Raw genomic sequence first — 15637 nt, forward strand, 5'->3', positions numbered from 1 at the left:
CGCCGTTCCGGGTGTCTCTATGGCGTGACCGAAACAGCGACCATGGCGCAGCCGTCGTTCGCCGATCTGTTCGCGGCCCAGTACCACTCCCTGGTACGCCTGGCCGGGCTGCTCGGCGCGGACGACCCCGAGGACATCGCCCAGGAGGCGTTCGCCCGGCTGCACACCAGGCGCCTGCGCGACGACGGGGCGGCCCTGTCGTACCTGCGCGCGACCGTCTGCAACCTCACCCGTAACCGCCTGCGACATCTCAGGCTCGTACGACTGCGCCGCCCCGACCCGCCCGAACCGGCCCGCAGCAGCGAACACGCGGTCATCGTCTCCGAGGAGCACCGCGAACTGCTGGCCGCCGTGGACCGCCTGCCGCGCCGCCAGCGCGAGGCCCTCGTCCTGCGTTACTGGCTGGACCTGTCGGAACGCGAGATCGCCGAGGCCATGGGCGTGTCGCCCGGATCGGTGAAGACCCACGCGAGCAGGGCGCTGGCCGCCCTGGGCAAGGCGTTGACGGAGGAGGACGCGTGAACGACCTGGAAGAGCGCCTGCGATCCGCGCTGGACGCCCGCGCCCGGACCTTCGAGGCCAGTCCGCACGCCTGGGCCCGCGTGCAGAGCCGCAGGCCGCGCCGCTCCCCCGTCCGGTGGATGCTGGCCGCGCTGCCGGCGGCGCTGCTGGCCGCGTTCGTTCCCGTCCTGCTCAACGGGGGCCTGGGCAGGAACACCGCGACCGATCCCGAGGAGGTCTACCGGCAGCTCATGCACGACAGGACGCCCGCCGGTGAGCAGGTGACGGTGGACAACCCGGCCGAGGGCAAGCCGCTGCGGCTCTGGTTCGCCAAGGGCGGCATGGGCCAGCCCGAGCTCTGTTACGTCACCGAGCGTGCGGCCGCGGATCCGTACGGGTCCTGCGGCGGGATGCAGAACGCGAGCATCTCGTGGACAGGCTGGTTCGAGGGCAGCACGGCGAAAGACGGAGCGACCAGGGCCATGGACTACGGCGCGGCCCGCCAGGACGTCACGGCCGTCCGCGCGGTGACCAAGAGCGGCGCGAAGATCCCGGCCACGCTGCTGCGCCCCGAGGGTGCGCCGTTCCAGATCTGGACGGTCACGTACGCCACCCAGGACCCTGTCTCCAAGGTGGTGTTCAGCAGGCCGGGCCGCGCCGACTACGACATGCCGCGCCGCATGCTCACCCGGGGGCTGACCGACGCCGATCAGCGGCAAGGCAAGCCCGTCGAACTGGGGAGCGGCGTCACCGTGGCGCCTTACAAGGACAAGATCGGCCGCGTGCTGGTCTGGCTGCGCCAGGGCGTGGACATCTCCAGAATGAGTTTGGAGCCCAAGTATCTGTTCAAGGACGCGCCGGTGAGCTATTCCCCCGCGGACGACCAGGGCGTGGGCGCCGCAAGAAACGACGTCGCCAGGCTGCGGATGGTGGTCTCCGGGCAGAGCGAGGTCACCGTGGACACCAGACCCGACCCGTGGAACCTCGGCCTCAGGCTGTTCACCATGAGGACGCGAACGAGCGCGGACACGCCTTACACCCTGGTCGCCTACGACGCGACGGGGAAGGAGATCTGGCGCAGGGACTGGTCCCCGCGACAAGATGAGCCGAAGTACGGCGATCAGGTCGGCGGCACGATCTTCCTTCCCGGCACGGAGGACTTCGGCTACGGCCCTGTCCGCGTCTGGTTCGTCAGGTCGAAGGGGGAGGACGCCGGACAGATCATGTTCTGCAACTCCGGCGGTGTCGGCTTCGACGGACGCAAGGGCGGCGGCTGCGGCACCGCCTCCTTCAACGACCCGAACAGCTTCACCAGCGCTTCCGCGAACAGTTTCCTCCCCGAACCGGGCACGACCGTCTCCTATGGCACGGCCCTGCCCGAATGGGAGTCGGTTGACGCGGTGCTCAGGGACGGGCGGCGCATCCACGGCGCGTTCGTGTCCGCCCCCGGCGCCCCCGCCCGTGTCTGGTACGTCAAGTACCCGTACGGCACCGACATCGCCGCCCACGTCGTCAAGGTCAAGGGCAGGCGGCTGGAAACCGTCTACCTCACCTCTCACGACTGCTGGGACGTCAAGACCCCGCAGGGGCGCACCCACGCCCTGCCCAGAGGCATCACGGCCGCGCTGGTCATGGAGAACTGCGCCCGGTTCTGGAAGGGGACCAAGGAGTTGCCCGGCGCGTACGAGCCCATCCCCGGCGGGAAGCTGAGCACCATGATCGGGCCCGAGCGGCCGCTGCAGTGGGGGCAGGAGAAGACCGACTGGTACGGCTTCACGCTCCCCGGCACGGCCAAGGTCACCGTCACGCTGAAGGACGGCGGCACCGCCACCGCCGAGACCGTCCCGGACCCGTGGAAGCAGGGCGTGCTGTGGTTCAGCGGGGCTGTCCCTGAGAAGGCGGGCAAGCCTGGGATCACCTGGCCGGGTATGCGGTTCACCGGGTACGACGCCGGCGGCCAGCTGGTGTGGACCTACCGGCCGGGGCGGTTCGACCCCTGAGTGCCGAGGTTGCGGAAGCGGGCTTGGCGGGCCGCGAAACGGTCCGCCGGGCTCGCCTCCAGCAGCCGCGCGGTCTCGTACTCCAGCGCCCGCCCCACCCGCTCGCAGAACTGCCTCGGCTCGTAGGCGGCATCGGGCAGCTCCGGGACGACCCGGTCCACGATGCCGTCCTGCCGCAGGTCGGTGGCGCGGATGCGCTGGGCCTGGGCGATCTCCGGCGCGAAGTCCACCGAGCGGTAGAGGATGGCCGAGGCGCCTTCCGGCGGCAGCGGCGACAGCCAGGCGTGCTGGGCGCAGAGCACCCGGTCGGCGGGGAGCAGCGCCAGGGCGGCGCCGCCGGCGCCCTCGCCGAGCAGCAGGCACACGGTCGGCGCGTCGAGCATGACCAGCTCGGCCAGGCAGCGGGCGATCTCGGCGGCCAGCCCGCCCTCCTCGGCCGCCTTCGACAGGTCGGCCCCGGCCGTGTCGATCACCGTGATCAGCGGCAGGCCCAGCTCGGCCGCCAGCCGCATGCCGCGCCTGGCCACCCTGAGCCCGGCCGGGCCGAGCGGCGAGTTGGCCCGCTGGACCCGCCGGTCCTGGCCGAGCACCACCGCCGGCACCGTGCCGAACCTGGCCAGCGCGAGCAGCAGCCCCGGCTCGTTCTCGCCCTCCCCGCTGCCGCTGAGCGGGGTCACGTCGGTGGCGGCGAGCTTGAGCAGCGCGCGCACGCCGGGCCGGTCGTCGCGGCGGGAGCGGGTGATCGCCTCCCAGGGCTCGACGGGCCGCAGGTCCTCCTCCGGAGGGTCGCCGGCCACGACGCCCGACCTGTCGTCGGCGAGCACGCCGAGCGCCTTGATCGCGATCTCCCGTGCCTCCTCGGCCGGCACCACCGCGTCGAGCAGCCCCTTGCGGTGCAGGTTCTCGGCGACCTGAACGCCTTCGGGGAACGGGTAGCCGTGCAGCGACTCGAACACCCGCGGCCCCAGGAAGCCGATCAGCGCACCGGGCTCGGCCAGCGTGACGTGCCCGAGCGAGCCCCACGACGCGAACACCCCGCCCGTCGTCGGATGCCGCAGGTAGACCAGGTAGGGCAGGCCCTCGGCCCGGTGCGCCTGGATCGCGGCGGCGATCTTCACCATCTGGACGAACGCGAGCGCGCCCTCCTGCATGCGCGTGCCGCCCGACGCGGGCGCGGCCAGCAGCGGCAGCCGCTCGCGGGTGGCCCGCTCGATCGCGGCCGTGAGCCGCTCGGCCGCCGCCACCCCGATCGAGCCCGCCATGAACGAGAACTCGCAGGCCGCGATGGCCACCCTGCGGCCGCCGAGCAGCCCTTCGCCGGTGATGACCGCCTCGTCGTAGCCGGACTTGGCGCGGGCCGCGGCCAGTTCGTCGGCGTAGGAGGAGCCGGGCTGCGCGGGGTCGGCGGGCGGCGCGTCCCACGATTTCCACGACCCCCGGTCGAGGACCGTTTCGATCAGTGTGCGCGCGTCCGGACGGCTCACTATCGCTCCCTAGATGTCAGCCACATTGCAATGTTGACGCATGAAAGCGCCCTCCGGTGCCGTCGAATGCGGATCATCGTTCGCGCCCGTCCGGATGCTCCACCTTGATCACCCGAGCGCCCAGGTCACCGAGCAGCTGCCCGGCGTGCGGCCCGGCCAGGGCCCTGGACAGGTCGGGCACGACGATGTCGCCGAGGGGTCCGAGCAAGATCAACCTCCCGCTTGCGTTCGGGGCGAAAGAACATTCTCTCAGTTGCACGCACCCGGTGGCCTACCCTGGGTCCGGTGAATCACCTGGCCGAGCGCATCATGAGCCTGCGCCCTTCGTGCGGCCCCGTCCGGCTGGTGGCGGTGGACGGTCCGGCGGGGGCGGGCAAGACGACGTTCGCGATCCGGCTGGGTGCGGCGCTGGGCTGCCAGGTGATCCACAGCGACGACTTCCCCGTGCCGTGGGAGGAGGGCCCCGGCGGCTGGTTCCACGCGCTGGAGTCGCAGGTGCTCGTCCCGCTGCGGGACGGTCTGCCTGGAGGTTTTCGCAGGTACGACTGGGTACGCGGCGAATACGCCGAGCGCGTTTCCGTCCCGGTCGCACCAGCCCTGGTCATCGAGGGCGTCGGCACGGCCCGCGCCTCCATCGCCCGTTCGCTGGCTTTCACCGTCTGGCTGGAGGCTCCTCGGGAGCTGCGGTTCGCCCGGGTCATGGAGCGGGACGGGGCCGAGCTGGAGCCGCGGTGGCGGGAGTGGTTCGCGGCGGAGGAGGAGTGGTTCGCCGATGACCGGACCCGGGAGCGGGCCGACCTGGTCGTCCCCACCGATGAGCGACTCAGAGATGCGCGACGTCGTTGAACCGGACGAGCCCGGAACGGTCCCAGACGGACACGGAGCCGTTCAGCACCGGCGCGAAGTCCAGCACGGCGGCCAGCTCCGCGTCAGGGCCGCCCCCGATGACATGGCGCAGCCCCAGCACCACCGAGTCGTGGGCGACGATCAGCACCCGCCGCCCCGCCGCGTGCTCGCGCAGGTCGGCGAGGAGGTCGCGGAGCCTGGCCACGACGTCGTCCAGGGACTCGCCGCCGGGCGGCCGGAAGGCGTAGGGCCCCTCGGCCTCCCGCCGCAACAGCTCCTGGGGGAACCTCTCCCTGATCGCCGCCAGGTTGTAGTGCGCGAACGCCCCCGCCTCCTGGTCCCTGAGCCGCTCGTCCACGGTCACCGGGAGCGGGCCGGCGCCCCACGCCTCCAGGGCCACCCGCCAGGTGTCGAGCGCCCGCAGGTAGGGCGAGCACCACACCACTTCGGGGGTCTCGGCCGCGGGCATGCCCGCCAGTAACCGGCCGAGCGCCGCGGCCTGCCGCCTGCCCAGCTCCGTCAGCGTGACCTCGTGGTCGCCCGGCTCGTAGAACAGCGGCCGGTCGCCGGCCTGCTGGTGGGCGAGATTGGCCGCGCTCTGTCCGTGTCGCACCGCGATGATCCGCTCCGGGGCCATTCCGCCATCTTGTCACGGACCTGCCCACCGGCTGATCAGCGAGCGGACAGCACCTTTGCGAGCGCCTCGGCGACGTCGGCGGCCGCCTCCGGGGCGGTCATGAGCATCGCCTGGCGGACCCACACGACGGTCCTGGCGGCCTGCTCGGCGGCCGGGCAGGGCTCGGCGCGGGCGCCCTCGGCGGTGAGGGCGGCCATGGTCCCGAGCGGCGGATACCCGGCGTCGAGCGGCACTCCCTCCGCGGCCATGGCGGCGAGCACGAACGCGCGGTCCACGCCGGGGTCGAGGCGGAGCATCAGGAGATGGCGCGAGTCGCGGGTCGTGCCTTCGGGCCGGGGCACCACGCTCACCCCGGGGACGGCGGCCAGCTCGTGTTCGAGAGCGGCGCAGAAGGCGTTCCTGCGGTCGATCTCCTCGTCGAGGCGGTCCAGCCAGGGCAGCAGGAGTGCCGCCTGGATCTCGGTGAGGCGCAGGTTCCAGCCCACGGACGGGTGGCCGTACCAGCGCCCGCCGAGCTCGCGGCCGACGTTGCAGGCCGACCAGACGCGACCGTGCACGGCCTCGTCGCGGCAGACGATCAGACCGCCCTCGCCCGCGGTCATCGCCTTGCTGGACTGGAAGCTGTAGACGCCCGCGTCGCCCAGGCCGCCGACGGGCCGGTCATGGTACGTGGCGCCGTGCGCCTGGGCGGCGTCCTCGACGACCGCGAGGCCGTGGCGGGCGGCCAGGGCGTTCAGGGGGTCCATGGCGGCCGGGCTGCCCGCCAGGTGCACGGGCATGATCGCGGCCGTCCTGCCGGTCAGGGCGTCCTGTACGGTCTGCGCGGACAGGTGCAGGTCGGCCGGGTCCACGTCGGCGATGACGGGCGTGGCGCCGGTCAGCAGCACGGCGGTGGCCGACGCCACGAACGTGTACGCCGGGACGACCACCTCGTCCCCTCTGCCCACGCCGAGACCGCGCAGCGCGGCGAACAGGCCGAGCGTGGCGTTGCCGACCGCGACGCCGTACGGAACGCCGGAGAGCCGGGCGAACGCGGCGGTCAGGTCCGCGACCACGGAGCCGCCCTGCGTGGCCCCCCAGAGGCCGCTCTCGAGCACCTTGGTGACGAGCTCGCGCTGCGCGGGATCGAGGGGCGGCGGCCAGGAGGGCCAGGGGGCCGACCGGACGGGGATGCCGCCGCGGATGGCGAGTGTCACGGGAGCCGTCCCTTCATGAGGAGCCGTACCCGAGCAGGCGGGCCAGGTTGGCGCCCTGGACGAGGGCGCGGTCGGCGTCGCCGAGCGGGGCCAGGGCGACGCGGCCGTAGCCCGTGCGCAGGTCGAGGAAGCACGCGTCCGAGCCGAACAGCACCCGGTCGGCGCCCGCCAGCGCGGCCAGCCGGGCGATCCACCGGCCGGTCATCTTCGAGCCGCACGTCTCCAGGAACACGTTCGGGTGCTCGGCCACGAGGCGGGCCGCCCGGCCGAAACCGTACGCCCAGAGCCCCGTGTGCCCCATGATCAGCCGCACGTGCGGGTGGCGGGCGGCGACGGCGGCGAACTGGGCGGGATCGCTCCACGGCGAGTCCGTCTGGCCGTGCGCGAGCACCGGCAGGCCGAGCCGCCAGACCGGCTCGTACAGGGGGTCGTCGAGGCGGCACTGGTGCACGTCGGGGTGGAGCTTGACCCCCCACACGCCGTCGCGGGCCAGCGGGGTGCGGTGGTGCGGGTTGTAGACCTGCCACACGCCGAACCGCCCGGGGAAGCGCTCGGCGATCTCGATGGCCAGGTCGTTGCCGCGCACCGCGTCCGGGCCGACGGCGAGCAGGTGGCTGATGCCCATCGCGGTGACGCCGATCCGGTCCATCGCGGCCACGAGGTGCTCGGCGGTGGGATGCGGGATGAGGAAGTCGGGCCAGGTCCCGACGTGGCCGTGGGCGTCGAGGATCACAGCAGCGCCTCCAGCGTCCCGGCGGCGATCCGTTCGACGTCCTCCGGCGGCAGGTCGAGGTGGTCGAGCAGGAAGCGCGGACCGCAGTCGTCGGACACCGGCGCGCCCGTGCCGAACACCAGCCGCTCCGCCCCGAACCGCGCCGCCAGCCACTCGACGCCGCCCTGGGTGTTGACGGCGCCGATCTCGGCCAGGACGTTAGGCGCCTCGGTCATCAGCTCGGCCAGCGCGCGAAGCCTGCGGTAGCCGGGGTTGAGCACCAGGACGGGCAGGCCGGGCAGGCGCTCGGCGAGGTGGCGGAGCTGGGCGGGCGAGGTCTCGTCCAGGTCGATCGCCACGGGCAGGCCGATCTCGGCCAGCCAGCGCACGGCGGTCGGTCCCGTGAGGTCGAAGCGGTGGCGCTCGGGGCAGAGCCTGATCATCCGTACGCCCCAGGCCGCCACCGTGTCAGGCCCCTCCGGCTCGCCCCCGGCCCCCGGCACCACCACGGGCACGGGGATCAACCGGGGGTCGCCGAGCGCGAGCAGCGCCTCGTTGCCCGCCCGCGGGTCGGAGTAGAGGCTGAGCGTGTGGGTGACGCAGGCCCGGTCGATGCCCAGCCGGCCCATCTCGTCCCGGGGGTCGTTCGGCAGGTCGTCGAACGGCACGGGACCGATGAGCCGGTGGGCATCGATCACATATTTCGGCACAGACCGAAACTTAATGGGGTCACTGATTGACGGTCAAGGCCGGGCAGCCGGGATCGAGCCTGATCCTGGCCAGGTCCCTGCCCACGAGCGCCCACGCCCGCCAGGAGCCGGGCTCAAAGTGCAGCTGCGGGTTGGTGTACCACTCGTCGCCGAGCCCGGTGGCCAGGAGCTTCGCCTCAGCGCCCAGCTCGTACGCGTTCCCGCCGCCGAAGAACGTGGACGCGAACACCCTGCCCCGGTGCACGGTCAGCTCGCCGTACCCGGAGAGCTTGCCCTGCCGGACCACCTGCCTGGTGGCCAGGTCCATGGCGATCCAGGTGCCCGTGTCGCGCTTGTAGACGCCGTACAGCAGCCCGTCGTGCACCTTGACGTCCTGGAACGTGCGGTGTCCCGGGACCGGGTCCACCTGCCAGAGCACCTTGCGGGCGCGCAGGTCGAAGGCGGCCACGGACGCGGACGTCCTGACCGGCGGGGTCCCGCCGCCGCCGAGCACGTCGCCGCCCAGGTAGACGACTCCGCCCCGGGGGTCGAGCGAGAGGCTCATGAGGCTTTCGTCGGGGATGACGCCCTCGTAGACGTCGATGCGGCCGGTGCGCGGGTCGACCACGGACAGGGCGCCGTTCAGCCTGGCGCCGAGCGGGGCGCTGGCGACCACGAGCTTGTCGGTGACAGGGTCGTACTCGATGTCCCAGGGGCGCTGCTGGCCGTGTCCCAGGTAGCCGACGCTGCGCACCTCGTCCGTGCGCAGGTCGACGGAGACGATCTGACCGCTCGGGTAGACGGCGGCGTAGATCTTGTCGCCCCGCCGTACGAGGTCCTTCGGCTCGCCGGGCATCCGGAACCTGCGCCGCTCGCCCGTACGCAGGTCGCGTACCTCCATGGAGAAGTGGCCACCGATGTAGACGGCGCGGTTCGGCACGAGGAGCATGCTCTGCGGCCGCTCCGGGCCGCTGGGCAGGCCGGCGTCGATCAGGTCGACGAACTCGGACTTCCCGGTACGCAGGTCCAGCCACCACATGCCGCCGCTGCCCGCGAAGCCGAGCAGGGTGTTCTCGTCGAGCTGCTGCAGGCGCCTGGTCTCGTCGCCCGGCGACGGCGGGTCGGCGACCTTCGCGAAGGCGGTGTCGCCCGTCCGGTAGCGGTGGACGGCGCCGTCGGGCCGGGAGGTGGCGTAGACGGTGCCATCGGGGGCCACGGTCGGCATGTCGATCGTGCCGCTCCCGAGGGTCGCGCGGCGCTCGTCCGTGCCGTCCGCGCGCACGTCGATCAGCACGTCGCCGGCGGCGGCCAGCACCCGGTCGCCGTGGACGGTGACGGCGCCGACGCCGGTCGGGGCGCTCGCCAGCTCCTTGACCGTGCCGTCCGCCCGGGTGATCCGGAGGAGTCTGCCCTTGTCGAGCAGCCCCGCGTACACGTAGGTGTCGTCGGCGGCGACCGCCCGCACGTACCGCTCGCCCTGGACCAGCACGCCGAAGTCGCGCACCGCGCCGGTGGCCGGGACGTACTCACGGACCTTGCCGTCCGGGTAGGTGCCCGCGTAGATCGTGCCGTCGGGCGCGGCGGCGAGGCTCCAGATGAAGCCGCCGTTCTTCCCGAACGACGCCAGACGCTCCACGGCGCCCGTGGCCGGGTCGAAGCGGTAGAGGTCGGGCACCGGATAGGTGCCGACATAGATCTTGCCGCCGGACACGGCCGTGGCCCACGCGCCCTCCGGCTCACCGGCGGCCGGGCCGTCGGGCAGGGTGACGCTCCTGACGACCTTCCGGGTGGCGAGGTCGATGTCGGCGAGCACGGGCGGCTTCAGGCCGCGGGTCACCACGTAGGCGTGCCCGTCGTGCACGGCGGCGCCCACGATGGCGCCGGTGACCGACGCCGGGCCGAACCGCTCCACCGCCGGGGCGTCGCATTAGGCCGCCCGGGCGACCGGGCCGGTGAGGAGCGCGGGTAAGAGCGCCGACAGGATGACCAGGACAGAGCGGAGCACAGTCGCACCTCGCGTTCATTGCTGAGCAATTATGGCCCAGACCGTAACTTTATAAGCATGGTTCGTCAATGGCATGATGTGCGGCATGGCGATTGAGGATCGGACCGGTATGCCGTTCGACGCGTGGCGGCTGGTCGGCGAGCTGGAGGTGGCGCTCGACGTGGACGTGCTGTTCGGGGCGTACCCGGACCGCGACGGACCACCCGGCACGCCTGACTTGGTGCTCGGGCTGCTGGGCGGGCACCGGATCCGCGCGGGGGCGGTGGCGAGCCTGCGGGCGGCGCTGTTCGACGTGCGCTCGGGCAACGACGAGCTGCTCGCGCGGGAGGCCCCGCAGGTCGTTCCCGTCGGGGCCGTGGACCTGCGCGACCCGATCGGCGCGGCACGCGAGCTGGACCGGCTGGCCTCGGAAGGCGTCCGGGCCGTCCGGCTGTTCCCCGACGAGCAGGGCGTCGAGGCGGGGTTCCCGTCCGTGCGGCACGTCGCCCGGCAGGCGGCGCGGCTCGGCCTGGTGGTGCTCACCGGTGGCGACGTGCGCAGGTTCTGGCAGCCCTTCGCCGGGCTCGGGGCCAGTGTGGTCTTCCTCGACACGCACTTCTACCACCTGGGCGACTTCCTGGTGGCCGCCGCGGACGAGCCCGGCTTCCACACCTCCACCCGCCTGCTCAACTCCCCCGACGCGCTGGAGCTCGCCACCGCCCAACTCGGCGCCGACCGCCTCCTGTACGGCTCGCGCACCCCGCACTACGAGCCCCTCGTGCCCCTGCTGCGCCTGGCCACCAGCGGGCTGAAGCCGGCGGAGATCGCCGCCGTGGCAGGCGGCAACGCGAAAAGACTTCTGGGGAGGTCCCAACCGTGATCATCGATGTGCACGCCCACTGGGGCCCGTGGTTCTTCACCATGGACGTGGCCGAGGCCAACCTCGCCACCATGGACCGCTACGGCATCGACCGGGCGATCGTCTCCGCCACCGAGGCCGTCATCTACGACGCGCAGGCCGGCAACCGCGCCCTCGCCGCGTACCTGGAGACGCAGGACCGCCTGCTCGGCTACGTCACGGTCAACCCGCGCCGGTTGCGCGAGGCGGAGGCGGACCTGGCGGCGTACCTGCCGGGCGGGCGGTTCGTCGGCGTCAAGATCCACACCGACTACACCGGCTCGCCCGTCGCCTCTCCGCAGCTCCGCGACGCGCTCACGCTGGTCGCCGCGACCGGCCGGCCCGCCCTCGTGCACACCTGGGGCACGTCGGTGCTCGCCCTGGCGGAGGTCTGCCAGGACATCCCGGGCCTGCGGGTGATCGCCGGGCACATGGGCGCCGACGGCTTCCGGCACGCCATCGAGGCCGCGAACGCCTGCGACCGCCTCTACCTGGAGCCCTGCTGGTCGCACGCCCCCGCCGGCCGCATCGCGGAGGTGGTGGCGGGCGTGGACCCGGCGCAGCTGCTGTTCGGCACCGACGCGACGCTGATCGACCCGTCGTCGGCGTTCGGAGCGGTCGCGGCGGCGGGGCTCACCGGCGAGACCGCCGAGCGCGTCGCCTGGCGCAACGCCGCGGCCCTGTTCCGGATCTAGACATTACGGCCTAGTCCGTTATAGCGTGCGGCCAGACTTCACCAAGGGAGCCCGCGCATGATCCCCCGCCGTCGTTTCCTCCAGGCGGCCGCCGCGACCACGGCGGCCGCCACTCTCACCGCCACGCCCGCCCGCGCCGCCACCCGCGCGCAGTCCGAGGGCACGCTCACGGACCTGGGCCCGGCGAGCGTCGCCAGCCCGCTCGGCAACGGCGAGTTCGTCGGCGGCGTGCTCTACGCGGGCTCGCGCGGCCTGTCGCCCAACGTGGTCGGCGCGTACGACCTCGCCCAGGATTCGGTCACGGCCCATTTCGACATCCCGACAGGCGTGGGCATCTGGGCGATGTGCAGGGTCGGCACCGACGTCTACGTCGGCACCCACGCGAGATCCGACCTGTACCGGATCGACACCGTCGCGAACCAGGTCACCAAGGTCGCCGAATACCCCGACCACTACATCTGGACCATGGCCTCCTCCCCTGACGGCAAGGTCTACCTGGGCACGTCCGAGCCGGGCCGCGTCTGGGAGTACGACCCGGCCACGGGCACGAGCCGCGACCTGGGCCAGCCCGCCCCCGGCGAGGCGTACGTCCGCAGCATCCAGGCCGACGACAGGTACGTCTACGCCGGGATCGGCACCCACGCCCACCTCATCGCCATCGACCGCGCGACCGGCGAGAAGCGCGAGCTCCTGCCGCCCGCCGTGGCCGACCGCGACTGGGTCGCCAGCCTGGCCATGTCGGACACCCATCTGGCCGGCGGCATGAACTCGCTGGCCGAGCTGCTCGTGCTGGAGAAGGCCGCGCCGCAGAACCACAAGGTCGTCAAGGCCACCGCCGCGGGCGAGAAGTACATCGTCTCGGTCCTGATCCACGACGGGCACGTCTACTTCGCGGGCCGCCCCTCCGGCACGTTCTACCGCTACAACCTGGCCACGGAGCAGCTGGAGGTGCTCGGCGTCCCGTACTTCGAGGCGGCCACCCACCGCCTGCTGGCCCACGAGGGCCGGATCTACGGCATCCAGGACAGCGCGGTCTTCGTCTACGACCCGGCGACCGGCTCGCTCGACTACGTCAACCTCGTGCAGCGCGGCTTCAGGTCAGCGCCCGAGGAGCCGATGTCCGTGCACTCCGACGGCCGGCGGGTCTACGTCGGCGGCAAGGGCGGCGCCGACATCCACGACGTAGCGACCGGCAAGGTGACCCGGCTGGCCATCGCGGGCGAGCCGAAGACGCTCATCACCGTCGGCGACACCACGTACCTGGGCGTCTACACCCAGGCGGCCCTGTACGCGCACCGCCCCGGCCAGACCGAGGCCAGGCTGATCGCCCGCACGGGCAACCAGCAGGACCGCCCGCGCGACCTCGCCCACGACCCCGCGACAGGCCTGATCGTGATGCCCACCCAGCCGGAGCCCGGCCACATGAACGGCGCGCTCTCGCTCTACTCGCCCGGCACCGGCACGTTCGAGACGTACCGGCCGGTGGTGGAGCGCCAGACGGTCTGCTCTGTCGCAGCCCGGCACGGCGTCGCCTACCTCGGCACCCTGATCCAGGAGGGCCTCGGCCTGCCGCCGGTCACGACGACCGCCCGCCTGGCCGCCTTCGACCTCGTCAGGCGGAAGCTGCTCTGGCAGCTGGAGCCGGTGCCCGGCGCCCGCCAGATCTCCTCGCTCTCCCTCGGCAGGACGGGCACCTTGTACGGCATGGCGAGCACGGGCGAGGTGTTCGAGTTCGACCTGCGGAGCAGGAAGGTCACCAGGACGATCAAGGTGGGGGCGAAGGGCGGCGAGCTGTTCGTGACCGGCCGGGTGGCGTACTGCACGGACGGCGAAGCCATATACAAGATCGACCTGGTCGCGTTCACCGCGAAGCCCATCGTGGAGGGGCTGGCCGGGCAGTGGTTCGGCGGCGAGCCCAAGCTGGCGCTGGATCCCTCCCACCGGGCCCTGTACGCGGTACGCGGCCGCGACCTCGTGCGGGTGGCCATCGCGGGCCGATGACGCGCCCGTAGGGTGGTGTTCGTGACTCCTCCGCTCCCTGAAGGGAGCGGCTTCTCGCTACGCCGCGCGGGCGTCGCGGAGGATCAGCCCGGCCCTCTTGATGTTGCTCGCGCCGACCACGTCGGCATTCGCGCTGTAGCGGCAGCGGACGCAGACGAACTCGGCTTGGGTTTTGCGGTTCTCCCTGGCGACGTGCCCGCATTTCGGGCAGGTGCGGGAAGTGTTGGCGGGGTTCACCAAGATCACGTCGCGACCAGCGCTTTCAGCCTTGTACGCGAGAATCGTCAGGAACACCCCCCAACCCGCGTCGGTAATACTGTCGTTGAGCCCGGACTTGGCTGATCCCCCGTTGGGCGCGAAGGTTCCGTCGCCGTTCGGACGGGGTACCGCCCGCCGGACCATGTTCACGATCTTCAAATCTTCGACCACGATCACGTCACAGGTACGGACCAGGGCGAGCGCCGCCTTGTGGGCGTGATCAGTCCGCTGCCGCGCCACCTTACGATGCAGCCGCCCGATTTTCTGTGCGGTTTTCCGCCGCCTTTTCGATCCGCGCCGAGTGCGCGCGTACGCCTGTTGCGCGGCGGCGAGTTGTTCGCGGGCGGCCTTGCGGTGGCGCGGGTTCGCGATGTGTCCACACGCGTCGGTCACGCCGTCGATCGGCTGGCTGAGCGTGGCGAAATGCGCCACCCCGACATCCAGGCCGACCTCCCGCCCGGTGACGGGCAGATGCGCGGCGGGGACATCGTCGCAGGAGACGATCACATACCAGCGCGAGCCTTCGCGTTTGACCTCGATCTGTTTGACCCTGCCGGTGACCGGCCGGTGCTGATGCACCCGCAGGTGCCCGATGCCGTGCAGGCGGACGAAGGTCGCGGACGGGTGGCAGGGCTGGGAGTCCCAGCGCGCGCCGTCACCTTCGACGAAGGTGACCGTGTCGAACCAGCCCTTGCCCTTGAAGCGGGGGTAGCCCGGCCTCTGGCCCGACCTGACCCGGCGGAAGAAAGCCGCGAAGGACTTGTCCAAGCGCCGCAGCGTCTGCTGCTGGCTGGTGAACGACCAACGCCCCTGCCCGTCGACGTCGTCGGCGCGAATCTCTTTCAGCTGGGCGGACTGCTCACCGTAGCGGATCGACACGCCCCGCTTGGTGTAGGCGGTGCGGCGTTCCTCCAACGCCGCGTTGTACAACTGCCGGTGGTCCTCGACCATCATCGTCAGCATCACGGCCTGCTTGACGGTCGGGCGCAGGACAAACTTGAACGATCTACGCATCCGCGCTCCCCTTCTTGGGGACCCGCTCGTACTGGGTCTCGATATAACGCTGCACCATGGCAGCCGAGACCACTCCCACACTGGCCACGAAGTAGGAGCGCGACCACAGGGTCGGCAACTTCGAGCGCAGGTGCGGGAACTCCGCACGCAGCACGTGGGAGGTGAACCCTTTGAACTGGTTGGCCACATAGGAGGGCGAATTCTTCGGGTGCGGCTTGACGAACAGGTGCACCTGGTCGGGCATCACCTCCAAGGCGATGATCTGCCAGCCGTGCTCGTCGGCCTTGGCGCGGATCAGCTCTTCCAGCCGGGCCTTGACTCGCCCGCCCAGCACCGGACGGCGGTACTTGGGGCACCACACCACGTGGTAGCCCAAGTCGTACGCCGCGCCGGGGGAGGTGCGCACCTGACGAGTCACACCGGCATTATGAACTCGCCGTTCTTATAATGCGATGGTTTCTCGCCGATCCATCCAGCCGGTTACGGCACACTCAGGCCCTGGCGGGCCTTCCCGCTCGGCATTCACCCGTCGCCTGAAGGCGACGGTCCCCTGCCTCGAACACGATGGCCGCGGTCAGCTACGGCATCTCCATGACCGCCGCCGTGGCCGAGGCGCTGTCGCTGGCCAATGGCCTGGGCCTGGACCTCGACCTGGTGCGTCAGGTCGTGACCGGCGGGCCGATGGACAACGTCTACTTCCAGACCAAGTCCTAGGCCATCCT

At 71.9% G+C, this 15637-nt stretch carries 15 protein-coding genes and 1 pseudogene; 7 read left to right on the forward strand and 9 right to left on the reverse strand.

The genetic code is table 11. The annotated features are described in order from the left end of the window. The first annotated feature begins 24 nt into the window (after window positions 1–24). Window positions 25–522 carry a sigma-70 family RNA polymerase sigma factor gene (locus AB0J64_RS00665; protein ID WP_364018538.1) on the forward strand — a complete coding sequence of 166 codons (498 nt, stop codon included), beginning with the start codon at window positions 25–27 and terminating at the stop codon, window positions 520–522. Continuing rightward, entirely contained in the window at window positions 519–2501 is a 1983-nt protein-coding gene (locus tag AB0J64_RS00670; protein ID WP_364018540.1) for a hypothetical protein, read from the forward strand. The genes AB0J64_RS00665 and AB0J64_RS00670 overlap by 4 nt, the downstream gene beginning before the upstream one ends. Here the strand turns inward: AB0J64_RS00670 and AB0J64_RS00675 are convergent. Together AB0J64_RS00675 and AB0J64_RS00680 are read right to left on the reverse strand one after the other, a co-directional pair. After that, on the reverse strand, window positions 2474–3985 hold the full coding sequence (locus AB0J64_RS00675) for a carboxyl transferase domain-containing protein (RefSeq protein WP_364018542.1): 1512 nt from the start codon (window positions 3983–3985) through the stop codon (window positions 2474–2476). The two genes, AB0J64_RS00670 and AB0J64_RS00675, sit on opposite strands and share 28 nt — an antisense overlap. A 91-nt stretch (window positions 3986–4076) precedes the next feature. Further along, a pseudogene (locus tag AB0J64_RS00680) lies at window positions 4077–4193 on the reverse strand (CoA transferase); the annotation flags it as partial. Between the two features lie 77 nt (window positions 4194–4270). Between AB0J64_RS00680 and AB0J64_RS00685 the strand changes: the two are divergent. Continuing rightward, a complete protein-coding gene (locus tag AB0J64_RS00685) occupies window positions 4271–4831 on the forward strand; it encodes a hypothetical protein (protein ID WP_364018544.1) in 561 nt (186 codons plus the stop codon). On the opposite strand, the gene AB0J64_RS00690 is transcribed toward AB0J64_RS00685, so the two are convergent. From AB0J64_RS00690 to AB0J64_RS00710, 5 genes are read right to left on the reverse strand one after another with little or no spacing between them, the layout of a single operon-like run. Further along, a complete protein-coding gene (locus AB0J64_RS00690; protein WP_364018546.1) occupies window positions 4809–5468 on the reverse strand; it encodes a histidine phosphatase family protein in 660 nt (219 codons plus the stop codon). The two genes, AB0J64_RS00685 and AB0J64_RS00690, sit on opposite strands and share 23 nt — an antisense overlap. Before the next feature lie 35 nt (window positions 5469–5503). Beyond that, window positions 5504–6664, reverse strand: coding sequence for a DegT/DnrJ/EryC1/StrS family aminotransferase (locus AB0J64_RS00695; protein WP_364018548.1), 1161 nt, complete (start codon window positions 6662–6664; stop codon window positions 5504–5506). Between the two features lie 13 nt (window positions 6665–6677). Continuing rightward, the gene (locus AB0J64_RS00700) at window positions 6678–7397 is read right to left on the reverse strand and encodes an amidohydrolase family protein (RefSeq protein ID WP_364018550.1); all 720 of its coding nucleotides are present in this window, start codon (window positions 7395–7397) and stop codon (window positions 6678–6680) included. Next, a complete protein-coding gene (locus AB0J64_RS00705; RefSeq protein ID WP_364018552.1) occupies window positions 7394–8086 on the reverse strand; it encodes an amidohydrolase family protein in 693 nt (230 codons plus the stop codon). Before AB0J64_RS00705 ends, AB0J64_RS00700 begins: the two co-directional genes overlap by 4 nt. Before the next feature lie 19 nt (window positions 8087–8105). Next, window positions 8106–9977 (reverse strand): hypothetical protein, encoded by a 1872-nt coding sequence (locus AB0J64_RS00710; RefSeq protein WP_364018554.1) that lies wholly within the window; start codon window positions 9975–9977, stop codon window positions 8106–8108. Between the two features lie 178 nt (window positions 9978–10155). On the opposite strand from AB0J64_RS00710, the gene AB0J64_RS00715 reads away from it, so the two are divergent. From AB0J64_RS00715 to AB0J64_RS00725, 3 genes are read left to right on the forward strand one after another with little or no spacing between them, the layout of a single operon-like run. Beyond that, a complete protein-coding gene (locus AB0J64_RS00715; RefSeq protein ID WP_364018556.1) occupies window positions 10156–10929 on the forward strand; it encodes an amidohydrolase family protein in 774 nt (257 codons plus the stop codon). Further along, window positions 10926–11642: an amidohydrolase family protein gene (locus AB0J64_RS00720; RefSeq protein WP_364018558.1), complete on the forward strand. Its 717-nt coding sequence runs from the start codon at window positions 10926–10928 to the stop codon at window positions 11640–11642. Before AB0J64_RS00715 ends, AB0J64_RS00720 begins: the two co-directional genes overlap by 4 nt. A 57-nt stretch (window positions 11643–11699) precedes the next feature. Then, complete coding sequence (locus AB0J64_RS00725) at window positions 11700–13643, forward strand: hypothetical protein (RefSeq protein ID WP_364018560.1); 1944 nt, start codon at window positions 11700–11702, stop codon at window positions 13641–13643. A gap of 57 nt (window positions 13644–13700) precedes the next feature. Here the strand turns inward: AB0J64_RS00725 and AB0J64_RS00730 are convergent, their stop codons facing one another. Both AB0J64_RS00730 and tnpA read right to left on the reverse strand, forming a co-directional pair. Beyond that, window positions 13701–14915 (reverse strand): transposase, encoded by a 1215-nt coding sequence (locus AB0J64_RS00730; RefSeq protein WP_364018561.1) that lies wholly within the window; start codon window positions 14913–14915, stop codon window positions 13701–13703. Beyond that, window positions 14908–15333 carry an IS200/IS605 family transposase gene (gene tnpA / locus AB0J64_RS00735; protein ID WP_364018563.1) on the reverse strand — a complete coding sequence of 142 codons (426 nt, stop codon included), beginning with the start codon at window positions 15331–15333 and terminating at the stop codon, window positions 14908–14910. The genes AB0J64_RS00730 and tnpA overlap by 8 nt, the downstream gene beginning before the upstream one ends. A 146-nt stretch (window positions 15334–15479) precedes the next feature. Between tnpA and AB0J64_RS00740 the strand changes: the two genes are divergently transcribed. Beyond that, window positions 15480–15629, forward strand: a complete 150-nt coding sequence (locus AB0J64_RS00740; RefSeq protein WP_364018565.1) for a hypothetical protein — start codon at window positions 15480–15482, stop codon at window positions 15627–15629. Window positions 15630–15637 lie beyond the last annotated feature (8 nt).

Source organism: Nonomuraea sp. NPDC049695 (assembly GCF_040674955.1).
Classification (GTDB): Bacteria; Actinomycetota; Actinomycetes; order Streptosporangiales; family Streptosporangiaceae; genus Nonomuraea; species Nonomuraea helvata.